This window comes from Alistipes sp. DJF_B185, assembly GCF_964250025.1.
GTDB lineage: Bacteria > Bacteroidota > Bacteroidia > Bacteroidales > Rikenellaceae > Alistipes > Alistipes finegoldii.
Genome location: NZ_CAXUDY010000002.1, coordinates 111,420 through 129,053, shown reverse-complemented (window position 1 = coordinate 129,053; position 17,634 = coordinate 111,420). Strand labels below are relative to the sequence as shown.

Sequence of the window (17,634 nt, the reverse complement as noted above, 5' to 3'; positions counted from 1 at the left end):
AAGGATTCCGCATGCGGAATCCTTTTTTTTTGCATGGGCCGGCGGGGATTATTTCAGCGGCGTAGGGCATAAAACGTTTGATAATCCGAAAGCTTTTCGTACCTTTGTCGGAGCAAATTTTTAAAACGCACAATGATATGGCAAATTTAAGGAACCTGAAAAAGGAGATCGACTACCGTCTGGAAGAGGTGGTTTTCGACTGCGATATGGCGATCTGCTTCCAGCCCTCGAAGGAAAAAGAGGTTTTCGAAGTGATGCAGGAGGCCGTTGCCGTCCGCAACGATCTCTTCACGAAGGCCAACAATCCCGCCGAGCCGCACAACCGCTCGCTCGTCCGCAAGCATTTCGCCGCTCTGCGCGTCGAGATGGTGGAGGCTTATGACAAGCTTTTCGAGAAGCTGAGCAAGATCAACGAGGCGAAGAAATAAGCCGTTGTCCGATTTCCGGTATCGGGCCGAGAGCGCATAAACGCTCGCGGATGGAGGCCGGTCTATAAATTAAGCGCGTTCCCCCGACGGGGAACGCGCTTTTTATTCGTGGTCGCAGCAGCAGTCGCCCGGATGATGTTCCAGCACCGTGTGGGGAATGTGCCCGTGCGACACGAGCTGAATGGGGCAGTCATAGTTGCGCAGCTGCTCTTCGGTGATGATGTTCGAGCGGTGGCGGTGTACGCGGCGGTTCACGCAGACGATCTCCTTTACGACGCTTGAGATGGTGCCGATGTCGTGCGACACCATGACGATCGCCATGCGGCGGTTCAGTTCGTGCAGCGTGCGGTAGAGTTCGTTTTCGAATTTGTTGTCCACGAAGTTGGCCGGCTCGTCCAGAATCAGCAGCTTGGGATCGGAAATGACGGCCCTGCACAGCAGCGCCCGCTGCATCTGACCGCCCGAAACTTCGCCGATAGGGTTGCGGGCCGTATCGGCCACGCCCGCCGTTTCCAGCAGATCGAGCGCCTTCGCGCGGTCTGCTTTCGTATAGCGGCTGAAAATTCCCTTGTGCCCCTGCAAACCCGACAATACCACTTCGAGTACCGAGATGGGGAACGTGCGGTCGAAATCCGATAGCTGGGGCATGTAGCCGATCAGCCGCTCCTTGTCCCGGAACAGTTCGGGTGCGAGCCGCACCTCTCCGGTATGGGGCACCGTGCCCAGAATCGCCTTCACAAGGGTCGTCTTGCCGCCGCCGTTCGGGCCGATGACACCCAGAAAGTCGTTGTCCGCAATCTCCAGATCGACGTGCTGCAGGGCTTCGTAGCCGTCGTATGCGACGCCGACGTCGCGTAGCGTTACCAGATTCATCGCCGTGTGATTATGTCGGTTATCGCATCGATATTGGCGATCGCGTCTTCGCGCAGTGGGTCCACTTCGACATATTCAGCGTCGATGTCGCGTGCGATGATCTCCACGGACGATGCCGGGAACTGATTCTGATAGAGGATGCGCCGCACGCCGTCCTCACGGGCCTGCCGGATGACCTGCGTCAGCCGTTTGGCCGAAGGTTCCTTGCCGTCGGCTTCGATCGCCACCTGCCGGATGCCGTAATCCCTTGCGTAATAGGTGAGGGCGGGGTGGTAGATGATGAAGTATTCGATGCCGCTCTGCGCGATCTTCTCGCCGGTGCGGGCGTCCAGCGCCCGTAAATCGGCCTGCAGCCGCTTGTAGTTCGTTTCGTATTTCGCCGAATCGGGATAGGCGCGGCGAATCGCCGCATAAGCGTTCTGCGCCATTTTCTGCAATGCGCGGGGCGATGTCCATACGTGGGGATCGACGCCGTGAGCGTGGCTATGGTTGTGGGGTTCGGCGCAGGAGGTGCCGTCTCCGCCGGCTGCGGCCTGTTTCGCAGGCGTGTGCGCGTGCGAACAACTGCCGGCGATCAGTTCTATGCCCTGACTGAGATTCACGACCTTGCCGCGCTCCTCGATCTTGGATAACAGCGTGGTTTCGAAGTCGATGAGTCCGACGTTGAAGATCATCTCCGCCCGGTTCAGCCTGATGAACTGCCGGGGCGTCGGTTCGAACGTTTCGGGACTTGCGCCGGGAGGTACCAGCACTTCGATCTTGAAATCGTCGCCCACGATTTCCCCCACGAGACTGCGGAGCGGGAGGATCGAGACATACAATGTCTTTTCGTCCGCCTGCTGGCGGGACGTGCAAGCGCCCATCAGCGCTGCAATAAATATGAAAACGAATTTTTTATACATATTGTCTGTTGATTATCAGTGTTTTTCCTGAAATATGGTAGGGTAGTCCCTTCCGTTTCTTGTATATGACGACTAATGCGATTGCGATCAGCAGCGTGCACAGGCGGAGGCCGTTCGCCCGCAATCCGCCGACTGCGCCGCTCCCGCTCACGCAGAACAGCATCCACGGCGCGTTCATCAGCGTATGCAGCCAGATTACGCTCCACAGATTGTTCTCCGATTCCACATAGATCCAACTGAAAAAGATGCTTCCGGCAGCCGTGACGCCGAAAGCTGCCGATGCGGAAATCAGGTCGTCACCCTGATACAGATGCAGCGATCCGAATGCCAAGGCCGTCAGCGTCGCCGCCGGCAGAAATCCCCAACGGGCTGTCCGGAACAGCTCTCCGAATACGAAACCTCTGAAAATCAGTTCCTCGAAGAATCCCGCGACGACTATGAACGTAAACATGTGATCCGGCGGCGTTTCCCGGTTGAAACTGCCGATGACCGCATAGCCGGCGAACATGGGGACCGTACTCAGCACTCCGAAGAGCAATCCCCGGCCGAATCCGTGCGTCAGTCCGAGCCTATATAATATGGTATCGGGTCGGTGCAGCAACAGAAGCGCCGCTGCCGGAATTATACCCGCAATCAGGTAATTCAATATGTAGTGAATTGATTTGTAGGTAGATAAGAAATTTGCAAATGGCCGAACGCCGAGGTTGAAATACCACGTCACGAAGAACAGCCCGAAAGCCGTCAGGATAATTGCCGAGCGTTTTATACAGCTGTCATTTTCAGCCATTTGTTCCGGATTTGATATTGCAAAAGTAGCAAAAATTCGGTGAAGTTATATATCGTCCGATTGCGGGATATCGCTTATATGCTCAATTTGCCGAATAATCGGGATGTAATAGTGTATAAAGATTCGATTATGAACAAAATGGACTCTCGATTCGCAATAATTTAACATAATGGTAATATATTCATTACCAACAAGTTAAGCAGTAGGGTAGGAGAGCATCTCGCCACAGAACAGAGAGTTAATAAAGGTGGCAAGACGTCAAAGAACGAGTAGTAGAAAACTACAATGCAAATATACAAATAATATTTACAAGTCAAAAAAAAAAAATGAAATTTTTACAATTATATCCGAATATGAATTTCGCGCGCACGCGTGAAGCACACGTACGCACGTTACATATCGGAGACACTCCGTATCTTGGGTCATCAAGATACTGCGTTATAAGGAAGTCAATTAAACGAAGTAGTCCGGCGCGCCAATGCTTCGGGCTATGGAGTGAGCCCAAAGCAAAGGCGGCCGGACCGTCGGAAAGTCACGCGGGCGTGCAAAACAATAACACATTAATAATCAAGATTTTACACATGTAAATTACAAGTGTAAAAACATAATATCAAGTCCTAGCGGTGCGACACCGCTCCAGTCTTGCGACTAGAAAAAAGACCCGAACTATGTCGGGTCTTACACTACTTAAAAAGGTCCTCACCAAAAAAGCGACGATACAGGACAATAAAGGTCCGAGTATAAAGCAAGGCAAGGAGGATAGGAACAATAATAGCGCCAACCAGCGCAAGCAATAAAAACAGTATGTACAAAAAGGTTTCCATACCCAAATATACTTACGGTTTCTGATTCGACCAAATTTTTTCAAGATAATCAGAAATCATCTTTTGCTTATAATCCGAAAGATCAGAATTAAAGCGGCCTAATAACTGACGAATAATACGTTGGGCAAATTCGGCACCGTTAGATGCATCGTCAATATCGAGCAACCGCAGAAACGTCTCGTACTTTTCGCGATCTCGCTTAACATCATTAAGACCAGCTATAGAGAGAACTTCTTTAGCTTGAGCATCAGTAAGCTTAACGCGACCTTGACGCAAAACGTTTTCAGTTTCAGTCTGAGCTTTAGTAAGACCGGTCTGCGCCTTTGTAGAATCAATTTGGGCCGCAATCAAATCACGTTGTTTCTGCAAATTCTGTTTCATTTCCTCCGAAACTTCCTTATCAGCAATCAACTTATCAATCTTCGACATAGTTTCAGAATAAAGACCATGCTTAATTTGAATATCAGCCTCATTGTTAGCGCGCTGGAACTCTTTATTAATTTCATCAACGGCAAGTTGGACTTGCTCACGCTGTTTCTTGACAAGATTCCAATCGAATTCAAGGCGCTGCGAATTTTTGGTAACATTCGGGTCTTTCGTATCGCCACGAAGTTTCTCGGCTTCGGCGTTCAGCTTATTAACAGTAGCATCAGCAATTGCCTTTTCATTCTTCATGCGCTGACGTTCGGCGATAGTAGTAACAAAATTAAAATCACTAGAACCCATAGGAGTATGAGAATTTGGAGATGAAGCATCAGTAACAATACCAGCACCACCGGGAGAATTACCGAAAACAGCTTGAGGAGCTATACCAGCGGAACGCCATTTAGCAACCTGACGAGAAGGCTTGTTCATCTCCTCAAGTTGATTAACACGCCGTTTCCAATAATCATGCTCCAGAGCCATATTTTTCTCATTACGAGACTGGGCAATTGCATTATGACCTTCTTTCATTGCAAAGGAAGCAGCAGCGGCACCTAATCCAGCTAAAATACTCATAACTGTTCATTTTTTCTTTGAAAATAGGGTAGGGGACGTGCTTTCCGCACTCCGCAATATATATCAAGTATATTGCGGCCCCTACCCATGGAAATTGTTCAATTAGTCGGAATTTGGTTCTTTGGCTCCATCCTTCAAAGCACGGGACTCAGATTCAGAGGCCATAGTAGATGCCATATCCATCAAATCAAGTTTACCGACAGTAGGATCGGTGAATATATCAACATCACCAGACGCAATAGACTCCGCATCATCAAAGGCATCCGGCAGGGATTTACGAGTAGAAACTCCATCCAAATCAACACCACCATTAAGGTAATAAGACATAGGACGAGCGACAACAACCTTGTCTACAAAAGGATTGTATTCACAAGATGAAAATGAATCCTCCGAAAAACAAGGAGGGTAAGTTATTTTCTTTTTCTTATACATAACAATTAAGCTTTAACTAACGACCAAGATACGGCATATAATTCGCAGAAAGAGAGGAAGTAACCTTAAGATCAAAAGTACCATAATACGCAAAATTACCAGCCATCAAAGTCTGATCAACAAAAACATACTGCCAATCAAGAGGGTTAATATAAGTTCCGGTATACTCTGCGTCAGCGTATAAACCGGTACCATCATCCGGGAAATAGGTGGTAAAACGACGCGCCAAAACCCAATACTGAAAATTACCATTTTGCGCAAAATCACCGTGCAAACGGGAGTAATCAGTACGAAGCCATGACCACGCAACTTCCTCACCAACAGCAACCGTATTAGGGTCAACAACTACACCGGTACCAGAATAACCTAACCAGGGACTACCATCTCCATCAAGACCAGTACGATCAAGACCGCGGGGCATCATCGAAAAACGATGCCGGGGCACCAACTGAAAACCAACACCATTCAATTCGGGATTGAAATCGTCGCCAAAAGAAATGGATGCCAAATCCGGATGCAAACCTTGAGAGTACGCAGGCTCCGGAACAAGCATAGTAATAAGCATAAAAGTACCGGGTTCCTTAGCATAATAATCAATACCGGAATGGCCCGAGAAATCACAATACCTATCAACACAGGCTGCAAGCTGACCCAAATTTGCATCCTCACCGGAAGCCGAACCGTTAGCCATGGCACGAACGTTCGACGGATTTATAGAAGCCTGCCAAACACCAAGGAAATCCGGCTTATTAATATAGGGCGACGAAGACTTGGTACCCCAAAGAGTGCGAAAAACATCACCAACACGACCGCCGGAAACAAAAAGACGGTCCATCCAGTTCTGAATCTTCGTTTTCAAACGAAGTTCCGGAACGGCAACAGAAAAACCTGTATCAGTATTTACATCAATATTATTAATAACTTCAATCTCAGCAGTAGGTGAAGAACCTTGTTTAATAATATTACCAAACAAGTCAGGAGAGTAGGGGACAGACAAAAGACCACCATAACCTTGAATACCAGCGCAAGCCATAGCTACAAACGAGTTACTAGACGGTTGAGCGTCCGAAAAAGTTTTAAACAACTCGAAACCGGAACCCGTACGAGTAATATTTCGCACATCATCTAATGCATATAAAAAAGCATTAGGGTCCAAAGAGCTAAAAACATCGGAAAAGAAAGGACGATACAACGATTCCTGTTGACCATCCGGCCGAACTTTTTGCATTTCACCAACACCGCGGGTAAAATACATGTAGTCTTCTTGCATGTTGGCAATATAATAATAATGCGAAAGAAAATAAGCAATAAACGGAGCGGCGTTAAACTGAAAGGAAGGTGGATAAATTTCACCACGAACACCTGGAGTTGTCGACGTAGCCTTTTTGCCTAAATTAGGGCAAACAGCACCAGCAGCAATACCAAGCCAATCCCAAAGGCCACCACGGCCAATATGAGTAGGCTGACCAGAAGAACCGGTAACATTCAATTTATCGGAAATCCAGGACTCATAGACTTTCTTTTGATCTGCATTCAAATCCAAACCAAAAGTAAGACGACGAACAGGACGGGCATTTTTAAAAGCAGGATCTTTATAATTATTAAGATTAGGACCAGCAAGAGAAAAATAAACCTTACCAAATTTTATATACTCATCGGGAGTAAAACGACGACCGTTAGACATCCAACCATAAATAGCAGAATCCGGTGTAAAGGTAGCAATAGTAACAAGTTTAAAGCCATTCATAAGAGGACCTAACATAGGTTGAGACTGCAAGAGCTCATCGATTCGACCGCGAATACGATCACCAACATTTAAATGGCGATGATGGACCGGAACAGCCAAACCAGGATGAATAGTACCATAAGCAGAGGAAGCACGCCGATGTATGGCGTGTGGAGTCTGATTCTGATAATCAGAGGGAATACGATATTTTGACATTATTTAAATTCTTTATTTTTGACCATATTTTCCTTAAATCTATCAAAAGAAGAAACACGTTTAGTATGAGGCAGGGAAAACGCAGGAGTAAGACCGGAAGCGATATTTTGATTCAAGGTAGAACGACGCATTTCGTCGCGTTCCAATTTACTGCCAAACTTCTGACCTTGCCAACTAAATTCAACAGGAGGATTAATAAAACGATCAATAAACATGTTTTGTTTATCAACATCAGAAAATATTTTATTATAGTAATACCGTGGCATAGCCTGTTGAAAACCATTCAAAACCATAAAAGGCTGGTAACGCTGATTACCTAATTTATGCAAAGAGGATTCCTCGGTATCAAGATAATTAGAACCAATGCCAAAAGAAGAAACAACACGCGGGCGCACCTTATCACCGTTGATAGACTTTGTAACGTATTTGGTAATATACGAACATGTTTCTTCACATACATACCCAACAAAAACAAAGCCATATTTCCAACGAGAAGCCAACAAGGGATGACAGCCGGGCACATCCGGACTATATCCATCTATCAAAGCTTGAGGAACATTGAAAAGAATGCCGTGATAATGAGGGCGACCGTGAAGAGTGCCAAACTCACAAACAAACCAATGCCGGATTTGTTTACCATAATCCTTGCGAAGACGATCTAAAAACAATCTGACAGCCTTATTCGTGTCTTTCGAAAACTTCTTTAAGTTATCGTCATCAAAGGTCAAAGTAACAAATAGGCAAGTGCCGGACGGATATTTACGAAGCTCATATAAAAGGCGTATGCGATATTGATTATTATACGACTTCTGACAAGAATGGCAATAACCGCAAGGAACCTCTAAATAATAATCCGGTGGCCAAAAACAACCGTAATAAATTTTAGCATAATCAACAACCTCATTAAAAGTCATGTCCTTATAACGACAATTGACAATCATCTTAGGTTGTTCACATGCCACTTCTTCGGAAAAGTTGTAAACCGAAAAAAAGACTCTACGGGAACCTCCACAATAACAACATCATCAATAGCGCGAGTATAAGCATAAGGAAAGGAAACATGCGATACCCAATCTTTCCAGCGAACAAAGTCGTCAAAATGATCATACTGAATAACCAAAACAGGCATTTTGCCTGCTTTGGTTTTCCAAGTCACAGAATCGGACCAAGATATTAACGCTTCAAGACCTCGCCACGAATTCGAAGCCATAAGACGATCAAAAATATCCTTAGTTACTGTTATTCTCTCCGGGTGCATACGGTTCGGTAGTCTGCATAACGACTTCGATTTTCGAATCAACACCGAAACGTGCCTTAGCATCATCAATCACAGCGGAAAGATGCTTAATATCCACAACCGAAAAATAGGGACGACCATTCACAACAATAATATACTCTTTCTGAATTTCCATAACAAATTACTTTTTCTTTATAGAGCCAACTTGCTCATATTTAATAATAGTAGTAGTAGTATCACCTTTCACAAAGCTGGAAACACTTTGAGCAACATAGTGAGAAGTAGAACAAGACGTAAGAAAAAACGCCGAAAGAGCGGCAATAATCGCGCTCACAAGCGTCCAAAACTTCTTACTTGTCAGCAAATTTTTCAACTTTTCCATCCTTCAAAACGGATTCCAAACCAAGACCAATAATAAGGTACTTAGCGGATTTAGCAGTGCACTGAATTTTAGTGCCATTAGAAAGAACAATTACAACATCGGGAGTTTCCATAATTTACTTTTGTTTTAAATTAGATAATATATCTTGAAAACCATTAACAATACTATCAAGAATAATACAAACATGCTCATCACCGCGTTCACGAAGATATTCACTAACGGCAACAAGCCTTGAAAGATTAACCATCAAAACAAGTTTTTCGTCTAACATAATATTATTATAAATTCCATTTCAAAAAGTGCTTACGCACAACGTATCAAGTGGCTATGCTCTCCGAGAATTTAACATAATGGTAATATTACACCAAACATTGCGCCAAGGAGGTTGATTCCTCCCTGTGACTTTGTTGTCGGGATTGAATAATATTCCGGATGAAATGAACCGGATTTGCATTGCCGAAGACGATGAGATTCGCGGGAAAATGGCTATCTTTGTTATACCGGGCCGATTTCGGAACCGATTCTCAGATCACGGAACAGATTCGGTCCGCACCGCAACGATCGAATAGCATATTATGAAGAAGATAACGAATCCTTGGCGCGGCATGGACGGTTACCATTGCTACGGCTGCGATCCGAACAGTCCGCAGGGACTGCGGATGGAATTTTACGAAAACGGTGATGAAATCGTGAGCGTCTGGCATCCTCGTCCCGAATACCAAGGCTGGGTGAATACGCTGCACGGAGGCATTCAGGCAACGCTGGCCGACGAGATCAGCAGCTGGGTCGTATTTCGGAAGTTTCAGACGAGCGGCGTTACTTCGAAGATGGAGGTCCGCTATCACAAGCCGATTCACACGACTGATGACCACATCGTTTTGCGGGCATCCGTGCGTCGGCAGCGTCGCAACATCGTTGAGATCGAAGTCCGCATCTATGACCGGCACGAAGTGTTGTGCACGGAGGCCGTATGCGTTTATTTCCTGTTTCCCCCGGACAAGGCGCGTTCGGAATTCCATTTTTGCGATTGCGGCGTCGAAGCGGCCGAAGAAAATCCGTTGAATAAATAAGGCGGCAAGTTGATGTTTGCGCCAATGTGTAACTAAGGCAGGTTTAAAAAACCTGCCTTGCTAATTTGTTGCCGGCGATCGAGATTGCTGGGATTGTCCGTGGTTTTGCCGTAACCCTTTGTCCGGTTCCGTTTCCTTGGAATATTACCCGGCTTTTTTGCGCTCTGAGAATCGAGTATTCCGTCCCGCACCGCACGAATTTTTTTAACGCATTGTCGTCGGCGTAAAACTTTCGAAGGTCTGATCGTCATACAGTACGACGATCCGTTTGACGTTGGCGGTAAACAATGCTGCCGGGAGTCGTTGTTGCGGTGCCGGATCGCCGGTTGCGTTTTCCGCCGTTTCCGGCTGCCGTTTTTCTTCAAGCGGATGCCGACCGGAGGCAAGGCCGAAAAGGTCGCCGCCGGGCGACGCGGGCTGGCTCATCGGCTGCGGAGCTGACGATTGGGCCGGCGGCTCGTCGCGGTATATCTTATCCGAGTCGAGCAGCAGCCAATCCGGGTTGATCCGGGGAAACCTCCGGAGAATCTTTTGCAGCAGATCGAAGCCCGGTTTGTTTCGTCCGGCGAGAATATGGGAGATTCCGGCGGGATTGATTCCCAGCAGCTCGGCGAGCTGGCTTGGCTTCAATCCTTCATTTTTCATCAAATCGAGCAATTTTTCCCTCATCAGCAGAATTTTTTACAAATATAAATATTTGTTTTTTGTAAAACAAGCAATTTTATCATTTGTAAAATGTTAATAACTGTTGAAAAAGTTTACAAGTGTAACGATCGAAATATTGTTAAATCTGTCTCCGGCGATTGATATTATCTATTTGTTGATATAATATGTTATAAATAGCTGGTTGTTATGTGATTTTTAGAGTTCATAATTCCTGTATTTGCAGTAATTGCCATCCTTTCTCGCAGCGTACTCATAGATGTCAATTAAAAATACATATAATTCTTTTAAATGATTGATTATTAAAGTGTTTATTTTGCATGTTTAACAATTTGACCGCTTGTCTCTTGCGCGTGGAACGTCAGATGGTGCCGGTTGCCGGGTTGATTACAAATGGATATAATAACAGCTATATCAACACGAATATAGTTACACTTGTAATTACAATTGGAAATACCCTCCTTTCTTGTTTGTTACAAATGTAAATGCACTACCCTATTTTGGGAAAATTTTGATTTTTTTAACGAATTTCCGACGACTAATCAACTGAATTATTAGCTTTCGTTGATTCTCCATATATTATGTTAAATAAATAATAGGCGGATAGTGTTGATAACCCACTACCCGCCTATTTTTCAGCTGTTTATATAATTGTAAACAGCGGTCTATTTTGAAAGTTTTGCTGCGATTTCTTCGAACTCTTCCGGAGTCAATTTGAGCTTTTCCCGGTGAAAATCCACGTCATTTTCGCTCTTAATGGGGATCAAATGGATGTGTGCATGCGGCACTTCAAGCCCTAAAACCACCACTGCGACTCTGGAACACGCTATTTCCTGCTTGATTTTACCTGCGACTTTTTTGGCAAACAGCATCATGCCTGCCAGTGTCTGATCGTCGAGGTCGAAAATATAGTCTATTTCCTTTTTCGGTACGACCAGCGTGTGGCCTTTCGTCAGCGGATTGATATCCAGAAAGGCGTAATAGTTTTCGTCTTCGGCGACCTTGTAGGAAGGTATTTCGCCTGCGATAATGCGTGAAAAAATAGATGCCATATATTTATCTTTTAAAGTTTCGTTGTTAACACAGTGACCGCTGTCGCGGGTTGCGCCGCAAGTCGTATGCCCTCCTGCATGATTTGCCGTGTTTGTCGCTCCTCGTTGCTTATATAGTATTTCCCCACAAAATGGGCCGTCGGACTTTTTTTCGGTACGTTCCGTGAAAAAGTGCCGACGGAGCGTTTCCCATTGCTTTTTCGGTATGTTCTTGCAAATGGTGCTGCCAGAGTTTTTTGTCGCTTTTTTGGGCGTCCCCGCGCATAGTGCCGCCGGGAATTCCCGTTGTTTTTCGGGGCCTCCGGCGCCCGCCTGCTGCCGCTTTGCGGAAATCGCCGTTTCTCGTCTCTCGGCAGGCTGCTCTTCAAAGCCTTATTCTTCGTTGAATTTGGGCTTGAGTATCTCCGAGTAGATAACTGCCTTGCGCAGGTCGAAATCCTCCGTAATTTCCGCTACAGCCTCCGCTGTCGTATGCTTGTCCCCTGCTGCGTGTTCTTCGTGCAGGATTTCTTCGTGGAGATGCCGTCCGTCCGGAGCGTTTTTGCGTCCGGCGTGCCGCCCGGAGCTTTTGAAATCGGCCGTTTTGCGGGCGACTTCACCGAATCCGGGCGTCGGTGCGGGCTGCTGCATTGCGGGGCGCAGTCGGTCGGTTTCCGCTCCGGATACGGTCTCCTGACTGTCCGGGTGCCGCATTTCATCCGCAGATTGCGTGTCCCACGAGGGCCAAGCTTCGTGCTGAGTGTGCTTTTGGGTCTCGTGAGCCTGTTTTTTCGCCTTTTTGCGAGCCTGCGAGGTCGCGTTGAACAACATGGCTGCAAAAATCGCCACGACCCATATTACGGTTGAATAGTCTTCCATATCAGCTTAAAGTTCGTTTGACACTCTCGATCCCTTTTATCTTACGCAGTTTCGTCATCACGTCCTGCAGGCCCTCGGCGTCCTTGACATAGAGACTGATGCTGCCTTCGAAGATGCCGTCGTGGCTGTGGATGCCGACTTCGCGGATGTTGATGCTGAAATCGGCGCTCACGACTTTCGCCAGATCCAGCAGAATTCCCATACGGTCGATGCCGCGCAGTTCGATGGTGACCAAATACGACATCGCCTTGTGTTGCGACCATTTGATCTCCTCCTTGACGATATTCCGGCCGAACTGGGTCGCAAGACGGTTCAATTCGTCGCACGTGGCTTTGTGGACGATGATGTTGCCGGTTTTCGGATCGCGGTAACCCACGACCTTGTCTCCCGGAATCGGTTTGCAGCATTCCGCTATCTCGAACTGGGGCGTTTCCGGCTGTTCTTTGGCCGGGTGCGCTGCATTCGGCGCCGTTTCGCCCGCGTCGTTGATAGCCGCCGGGTCGTCGCCCTCCTCGTCCTCCTTTTTGTTGATGAAAAGGGTCCAGAACTTGAGTATCTTGCTTTTGGAGTTTACTTTCAGGACTTTGTCGAGGTCCTTCAGGTCGATGATGCCGGCTCCGATCTTGCTGTACAGCTCCTCCTTGTTGTTGCTTTCGTATATCGGGACGATCTTGCGCAGGACACGGCCGCTGAGCTTGATATTCAGCGATTTCATCTTCTCGTCGAGCATTTGCATACCCCGCTCGATGTTGTTCTGGCGTTCGCGCTTCAGGAAGCTTTTGATCGACTGCTTGGCCTTGGCCGTGGTCGCTATTTCGAGCCATTCGGGCTTGGGGCGGGCATTGTCGGCCGTGATGATCTCGATCTGGTCGCCGCTGTTGATCTGCGTGGTGATCGGTTCGAGTTTGTGGTTGATCTTGGCGCTGATGGCGCTGTTGCCGATCTTCGAGTGGATGTCGTATGCGAAGTCGAGCGCCGTAGCGCCGAACGGCATTTTTCGGGCCTCGCCTTTTGGTGTAAACACCACTATTTCCGAGGTATACAGCGATAACTTGAAGTTATCCAAGAAGTCAACTGCGTTTTCCGTCGGGCTGTTCAGCGCCGCGCGGATCTGCTTCAGCCATTTGTCGAACTCGTCTTCGTCCTGCGAAATCGTGGCGTGTTTGTATTTCCAGTGGGCGGCGAATCCCCTTTCGGCGATATCCTCCATCCGCTGAGTGCGTATCTGCACTTCGACCCACACCCCGTCGGGACCCATCACGGTCGAATGCAACGCCTCGTAACCGTTGGCCTTGGGCATCGAAATCCAGTCCCGCAGGCGGTCCGGTTTGGGGGTGTAAATGTCGGTGATCGTCGAGTAAACCTGCCAGCACTGCGTTTTCTCCGAAGGGAACGGCAGCGGTTTGAAGACGATGCGGATGGCGAACAGGTCGTAAATCTCCTCGAACGGAATCTGCTTGCGCTGCATTTTGCTCCAGATCGAGTAGATGCTCTTCACGCGGCCCGAAATCTCGTAATTGATGTTGTCGCGGTTGAGCGCGGCGATGATCGGGGCGTTGAATTTGTCGATGAACTCCCGGCGCGACGCCTCCGTTTCGTTGAGTTTCTGCGTGATTTCGGCGTATTGCTGCGGGAAGCGGTACTTCATGCAGAGGTCCTCCAGCTCGCTTTTGATCGAGTAGAGTCCCAGCCGGTAGGCCAGCGGAGCGAAGAGGTAGATGGTTTCGCCCGTAATCTTGATCTGCTTGTTCATCGGCATCGCCCCCAGCGTGCGCATGTTGTGCAGGCGGTCGGCGATCTTGATGAGGATGACCCGCACGTCGTCCGAGAGGGTCAGCAGCACCTTGCGGAAATATTCGGCCTGCTCCGAGGTGTCGGCGTTGAAGACTCCCGACATTTTGGTCAGCCCGTCCACCATCGAGGCTATCTTGGGACCGAAGATGCGTTCCATGTCCTCCACGGAGTACTCCGTATCCTCCACCACGTCGTGCAGCAGAGCCGCAACGACCGATTTCACGCCCAGCCCGATCTCCTCGATGACGATCTTGGCTACTGCAATAGGATGCAGGAGGTATGGCTCGCCGGAGCGGCGCCTTACCCCCTGATGTGCCTCCTTGGCAAGGAAAAATGCTCTTTTGATGAAGTTCCAGTCCTCGTCGTTCTTGCAGATCTTCGTACACGAGAGGAGCAGGTCGTCCCACTTTTCCTTGATTATTACTTCATCCTCGGCAGTATAATCCATAAATACCTATTTTTCTTTGGGCGCCTTCATGGCTTCGCGCACCTTGCCTTCGATCTCGTTGCGGAGCTCCTCGTCGTTTTTGAGCAGTTCCTTGACGGCGTCGCGGCCCTGACCGATCTTGCGGTCGCCGTACGAGAACCACGATCCGGCCTTCTTGACAACGCCGTAATCGACGCCCAGATCGACGATCTCGCCGATTTTCGAAATGCCCTCGCCGAACATGATGTCGAATTCCGCGCGTTTGAACGGAGGCGCCACCTTGTTTTTCACGACTTTGACCTTCGTGCGGGTTCCGAGCTGCTCCTCGCCGTCCTTGATGACCGACATGCGGCGGATGTCGATGCGCACGCTGGCGTAGAACTTCAGGGCGTTGCCGCCCGTGGTGGTTTCGGGGTTGCCGTAGACCACGCCGATCTTGTCGCGCAGCTGGTTGATGAAGATGCAGACCGTCTTGGTCTTGGAGATGCTCGACGTCAGCTTGCGCAGCGCCTGCGACATCAGGCGGGCCTGCAGGCCCATCTTCGAGTCGCCCATCTCGCCTTCGATCTCGGCCTTGGGGGTCAGCGCCGCCACCGAGTCGATGACGATGATGTCGATGGCGCTCGAACGGATCAGCGAGTCTGCGATCTCCAATGCCTGCTCGCCGTTGTCGGGCTGCGAGATCAGCAGGTTGTCCACGTCCACGCCCAATTTCTGGGCGTAGAAACTGTCGAAAGCATGCTCCGCGTCGATGAACGCCGCGATGCCGCCCGCCTTCTGCGCTTCGGCGATGGCGTGGATGGCCAGCGTCGTCTTGCCCGACGATTCGGGACCGTAGATCTCCACGACGCGGCCTTTGGGATATCCGCCCACTCCGAGGGCTATGTCGAGCGTGATCGAACCCGTCGGAATTACCGGTACGTCGCTGACTTCCTGCGAGTTCATACGCATGATCGACCCTTTGCCGAAGTCTTTTTCTATTTTTTCCATCACTGCGTTGAGCACTTTGAGCTTATCCGCATTTACCTGTACTTTTTCTGCCATTGTCTTTGTCTGTTATTTTTTTCTTTTTTTATCTTTTCTGCTGCCTCATTCTGTCGAGGGCTTTTAGGTTGTCGGGCCGCTTGTCGGCTCGCGAGTCGCGCGGCAGCGGGAACCGCAGGGTCCGGGCGTCCAGCGCACGGTCGGGATACGGACTCCAGTTGTCGGCCGAGGTGTTGCCGACGCTCATCCGCCACAGGCCGACCTCCTTGCTCATGTCGCGTTTGGGAACCATCGGCACGGCGGTGGCCGCGGCTTTCTCCGCGCGGACCTGCATTGCCTGCCGCAGCTTCCGCCGGGCGCGCAGGAGCGGGTTTACCTCTTCGCGCAGCCATTGGAGGCTGAGCGGTTCCGGCTCTTTGAACAACAGTGTTCGGGCGGCGGTGCGGGCTTTGAGCGACAACTCGTCCGGAGTGTCGGACACGGGGCCGGCCGGATATTCCTGAGCATACGGCTGCAAGGTGCCGGAAAGACAGCCTGCGACGAGTAATATGCTCCCCAACCGCTTCATCGCCCTATTTGTATGCGTCCAGAATCTGCTGATAATGGTTCTTGGTGTCTACCTTCGTGAAAACCTTCTCGATGCGTCCTTCGGCGTCGATGACGAACGTCGTGCGCAGTACGCCCATGTACTTGCGGCCGTACATCGATTTTTCGGCCCACACGCCGTACGCTTCGCATACGCTGTGGTCGGTGTCGGAGAGCAGCGTGAAATTCAGGTCGTGCTTCGCGCAGAAATTCCGGTGCGACTTCTCGCTGTCGGGACTTACGCCGACGATCCGGAATCCCCTCCTTATCAGTTCTGCCTTGCCGTCGCGCAGGCTCTGCGCTTCGAGCGTGCAGCCCGACGTGTTGTCCTTGGGGTAGAAATAAAGTATCGTGCGCTGTCCTTTCAGGTCGGCAAGCGTCAGTGTCTCACCGTCTTGGGTCGTGGACTTGAAATCGGGGGCCATATCCCCCGCCTGAAGCTGTGTCATGTGTTTTCGAAAAAAGGGTTTATTTTTTCAAAGATAGAAATTTTTCACGGATTTTCCATATTTCCGCGCCGACTTTTTGCGCGCTAATCCCACATGTAAGTCACCTCTATCTGCTCGTTGAACTCCTCCTGCGTGGTGTTGAGTTTCTTGAGGCAGGCCGGGCATCGGATGGCCGTTTCGGTCTCGACGTATTCGCCGCAACCCACGCACATCGGCAGGATGCCGTAACCCGGTTGCATGTAGTGCTCGAACTGCGCTCCGCAGTGGCGGCACCTGATTTTGTAAGCTGTTCCCATAATCGTTTTTCTTTTAGGTTCACGTTGCAAAGGAACGGCCTTTGTGTGACAGGTTGTGACACAAAATAAAAAAAACGTGCGTTTTTTGTCAAAACACACGTTTTTCGTTCTGTTTTCCGCCGGTCAATGCGCGTGCTCGGCTTCCATGGACTCCTGCTGGGTTTTGTGTATCGTGCCGTGAGGATGCTCCGCGGGAGCGTAGATCGAATAGATCTTCAGCGGTTTGTCGCCCTTGTTGACGATGTTGTGCCATTTGCCGGCCGGGACGAAGATCGCATAGTCGTCCTTGACCTCTTTCACGAAGTCGAGTTTGTCCGCGCTGTCGCCCATCATCACCTGCGCCGTACCTTCCTCCACGCGCAGGAACTGGTCGATGCCGTTGTGCAGCTCCAGCCCGACGTCGCCGCCGACGGGAATCGCCATGACGGTGACCTGCAGGTTGCCGCCCGTCCAGAGTACGGTGCGGAAATTTTCGTTGGCAAGCGTGTAGCTTTCGATGTCGAGCACGGTCGGCTCGGCTCCGTAGTCCTTGAATACGATCGTTTCGGTGACGGCCTGCGGTTCCGTCGCCGCCGGCGTCTGCCGGCTGCAGGAGTCTGCGGCGAATGCCATGCACAATGCTCCCAGCAATATACTGCCTGTTTTCATAG

22 protein-coding genes are annotated in these 17,634 nt (G+C 49.4%); 2 read left to right on the top strand and 20 right to left on the bottom strand.

Translation table 11 applies throughout. The features are described from left to right. The first annotated feature begins 137 nt into the window (after positions 1 to 137). Positions 138 to 428 carry a hypothetical protein gene (locus ACESTR_RS03775; RefSeq protein ID WP_009598294.1) on the top strand — a complete coding sequence of 97 codons (291 nt, stop codon included), beginning with the start codon at positions 138 to 140 and terminating at the stop codon, positions 426 to 428. 102 nt (positions 429 to 530) lie between these two features. Here ACESTR_RS03775 and ACESTR_RS03770 read toward each other — a convergent pair whose 3' ends face one another. The 11 genes from ACESTR_RS03770 to ACESTR_RS03720 all read right to left on the bottom strand — a co-directional run bounded on the left by ACESTR_RS03770 (position 531) and on the right by ACESTR_RS03720 (position 9,077). After that, complete coding sequence (locus tag ACESTR_RS03770) at positions 531 to 1,301, bottom strand: metal ABC transporter ATP-binding protein (RefSeq protein WP_022044638.1); 771 nt, start codon at positions 1,299 to 1,301, stop codon at positions 531 to 533. Continuing rightward, on the bottom strand, positions 1,298 to 2,203 hold the full coding sequence (locus tag ACESTR_RS03765) for a metal ABC transporter solute-binding protein, Zn/Mn family (RefSeq protein ID WP_227042151.1): 906 nt from the start codon (positions 2,201 to 2,203) through the stop codon (positions 1,298 to 1,300). The genes ACESTR_RS03770 and ACESTR_RS03765 overlap by 4 nt, the downstream gene beginning before the upstream one ends. Continuing rightward, positions 2,196 to 2,990 carry a CPBP family intramembrane glutamic endopeptidase gene (locus ACESTR_RS03760; protein ID WP_227042150.1) on the bottom strand — a complete coding sequence of 265 codons (795 nt, stop codon included), beginning with the start codon at positions 2,988 to 2,990 and terminating at the stop codon, positions 2,196 to 2,198. The genes ACESTR_RS03765 and ACESTR_RS03760 overlap by 8 nt, the downstream gene beginning before the upstream one ends. Positions 2,991 to 3,826: 836 nt before the next feature. Continuing rightward, a complete protein-coding gene (locus tag ACESTR_RS03755; protein ID WP_373178845.1) occupies positions 3,827 to 4,813 on the bottom strand; it encodes a hypothetical protein in 987 nt (328 codons plus the stop codon). Positions 4,814 to 4,915: 102 nt separating this feature from the next. After that, a complete protein-coding gene (locus ACESTR_RS03750) occupies positions 4,916 to 5,245 on the bottom strand; it encodes a hypothetical protein (RefSeq protein ID WP_373178844.1) in 330 nt (109 codons plus the stop codon). A gap of 16 nt (positions 5,246 to 5,261) precedes the next feature. After that, positions 5,262 to 7,187, bottom strand: coding sequence for a hypothetical protein (locus ACESTR_RS03745; RefSeq protein ID WP_373178843.1), 1,926 nt, complete (start codon positions 7,185 to 7,187; stop codon positions 5,262 to 5,264). Beyond that, on the bottom strand, positions 7,187 to 8,128 hold the full coding sequence (locus ACESTR_RS03740; protein WP_373178842.1) for a hypothetical protein: 942 nt from the start codon (positions 8,126 to 8,128) through the stop codon (positions 7,187 to 7,189). The genes ACESTR_RS03745 and ACESTR_RS03740 overlap by 1 nt, the downstream gene beginning before the upstream one ends. Before the next feature lie 288 nt (positions 8,129 to 8,416). Beyond that, positions 8,417 to 8,599, bottom strand: coding sequence for a hypothetical protein (locus ACESTR_RS03735; protein ID WP_373178840.1), 183 nt, complete (start codon positions 8,597 to 8,599; stop codon positions 8,417 to 8,419). A gap of 6 nt (positions 8,600 to 8,605) precedes the next feature. Continuing rightward, positions 8,606 to 8,806 (bottom strand): hypothetical protein, encoded by a 201-nt coding sequence (locus ACESTR_RS03730; protein WP_373178838.1) that lies wholly within the window; start codon positions 8,804 to 8,806, stop codon positions 8,606 to 8,608. Beyond that, on the bottom strand, positions 8,775 to 8,918 hold the full coding sequence (locus ACESTR_RS03725; protein ID WP_373178836.1) for a hypothetical protein: 144 nt from the start codon (positions 8,916 to 8,918) through the stop codon (positions 8,775 to 8,777). Before ACESTR_RS03725 ends, ACESTR_RS03730 begins: the two co-directional genes overlap by 32 nt. 3 nt (positions 8,919 to 8,921) lie before the next feature. Further along, positions 8,922 to 9,077: a hypothetical protein gene (locus ACESTR_RS03720; protein WP_373178835.1), complete on the bottom strand. Its 156-nt coding sequence runs from the start codon at positions 9,075 to 9,077 to the stop codon at positions 8,922 to 8,924. A 304-nt stretch (positions 9,078 to 9,381) separates the two neighbouring features. On the opposite strand from ACESTR_RS03720, the gene ACESTR_RS03715 reads away from it, so the two are divergent. Continuing rightward, positions 9,382 to 9,876: a PaaI family thioesterase gene (locus ACESTR_RS03715; RefSeq protein WP_014774294.1), complete on the top strand. Its 495-nt coding sequence runs from the start codon at positions 9,382 to 9,384 to the stop codon at positions 9,874 to 9,876. A 204-nt stretch (positions 9,877 to 10,080) separates the two neighbouring features. Here ACESTR_RS03715 and ACESTR_RS03710 read toward each other — a convergent pair whose 3' ends face one another. The 9 genes from ACESTR_RS03710 to ACESTR_RS03670 form a co-directional block, all read right to left on the bottom strand. After that, on the bottom strand, positions 10,081 to 10,545 hold the full coding sequence (locus ACESTR_RS03710) for a helix-turn-helix domain-containing protein (RefSeq protein ID WP_217729792.1): 465 nt from the start codon (positions 10,543 to 10,545) through the stop codon (positions 10,081 to 10,083). 659 nt (positions 10,546 to 11,204) lie between these two features. Continuing rightward, positions 11,205 to 11,591: an HIT family protein gene (locus ACESTR_RS03705; protein WP_195290952.1), complete on the bottom strand. Its 387-nt coding sequence runs from the start codon at positions 11,589 to 11,591 to the stop codon at positions 11,205 to 11,207. A gap of 372 nt (positions 11,592 to 11,963) precedes the next feature. Further along, on the bottom strand, positions 11,964 to 12,449 hold the full coding sequence (locus tag ACESTR_RS03700; protein ID WP_009598175.1) for a hypothetical protein: 486 nt from the start codon (positions 12,447 to 12,449) through the stop codon (positions 11,964 to 11,966). Position 12,450: 1 nt separating this feature from the next. Then, on the bottom strand, positions 12,451 to 14,691 hold the full coding sequence (locus ACESTR_RS03695) for a RelA/SpoT family protein (protein WP_014774291.1): 2,241 nt from the start codon (positions 14,689 to 14,691) through the stop codon (positions 12,451 to 12,453). 6 nt (positions 14,692 to 14,697) lie between these two features. Then, a complete protein-coding gene (gene recA / locus ACESTR_RS03690) occupies positions 14,698 to 15,714 on the bottom strand; it encodes a recombinase RecA (protein WP_009598282.1) in 1,017 nt (338 codons plus the stop codon). 28 nt (positions 15,715 to 15,742) lie between these two features. Further along, the gene (locus ACESTR_RS03685) at positions 15,743 to 16,135 is read right to left on the bottom strand and encodes a hypothetical protein (RefSeq protein ID WP_227042149.1); all 393 of its coding nucleotides are present in this window, start codon (positions 16,133 to 16,135) and stop codon (positions 15,743 to 15,745) included. A gap of 91 nt (positions 16,136 to 16,226) precedes the next feature. After that, positions 16,227 to 16,688 (bottom strand): thioredoxin-dependent thiol peroxidase, encoded by a 462-nt coding sequence (gene bcp / locus ACESTR_RS03680; protein WP_227042148.1) that lies wholly within the window; start codon positions 16,686 to 16,688, stop codon positions 16,227 to 16,229. Positions 16,689 to 16,771: 83 nt separating this feature from the next. Next, positions 16,772 to 16,984, bottom strand: coding sequence for a hypothetical protein (locus ACESTR_RS03675; protein WP_022044625.1), 213 nt, complete (start codon positions 16,982 to 16,984; stop codon positions 16,772 to 16,774). Between the two features lie 123 nt (positions 16,985 to 17,107). Further along, on the bottom strand, positions 17,108 to 17,632 hold the full coding sequence (locus tag ACESTR_RS03670; RefSeq protein ID WP_278727772.1) for a cupin domain-containing protein: 525 nt from the start codon (positions 17,630 to 17,632) through the stop codon (positions 17,108 to 17,110). Between the last annotated feature and the right edge of the window lie 2 nt (positions 17,633 to 17,634).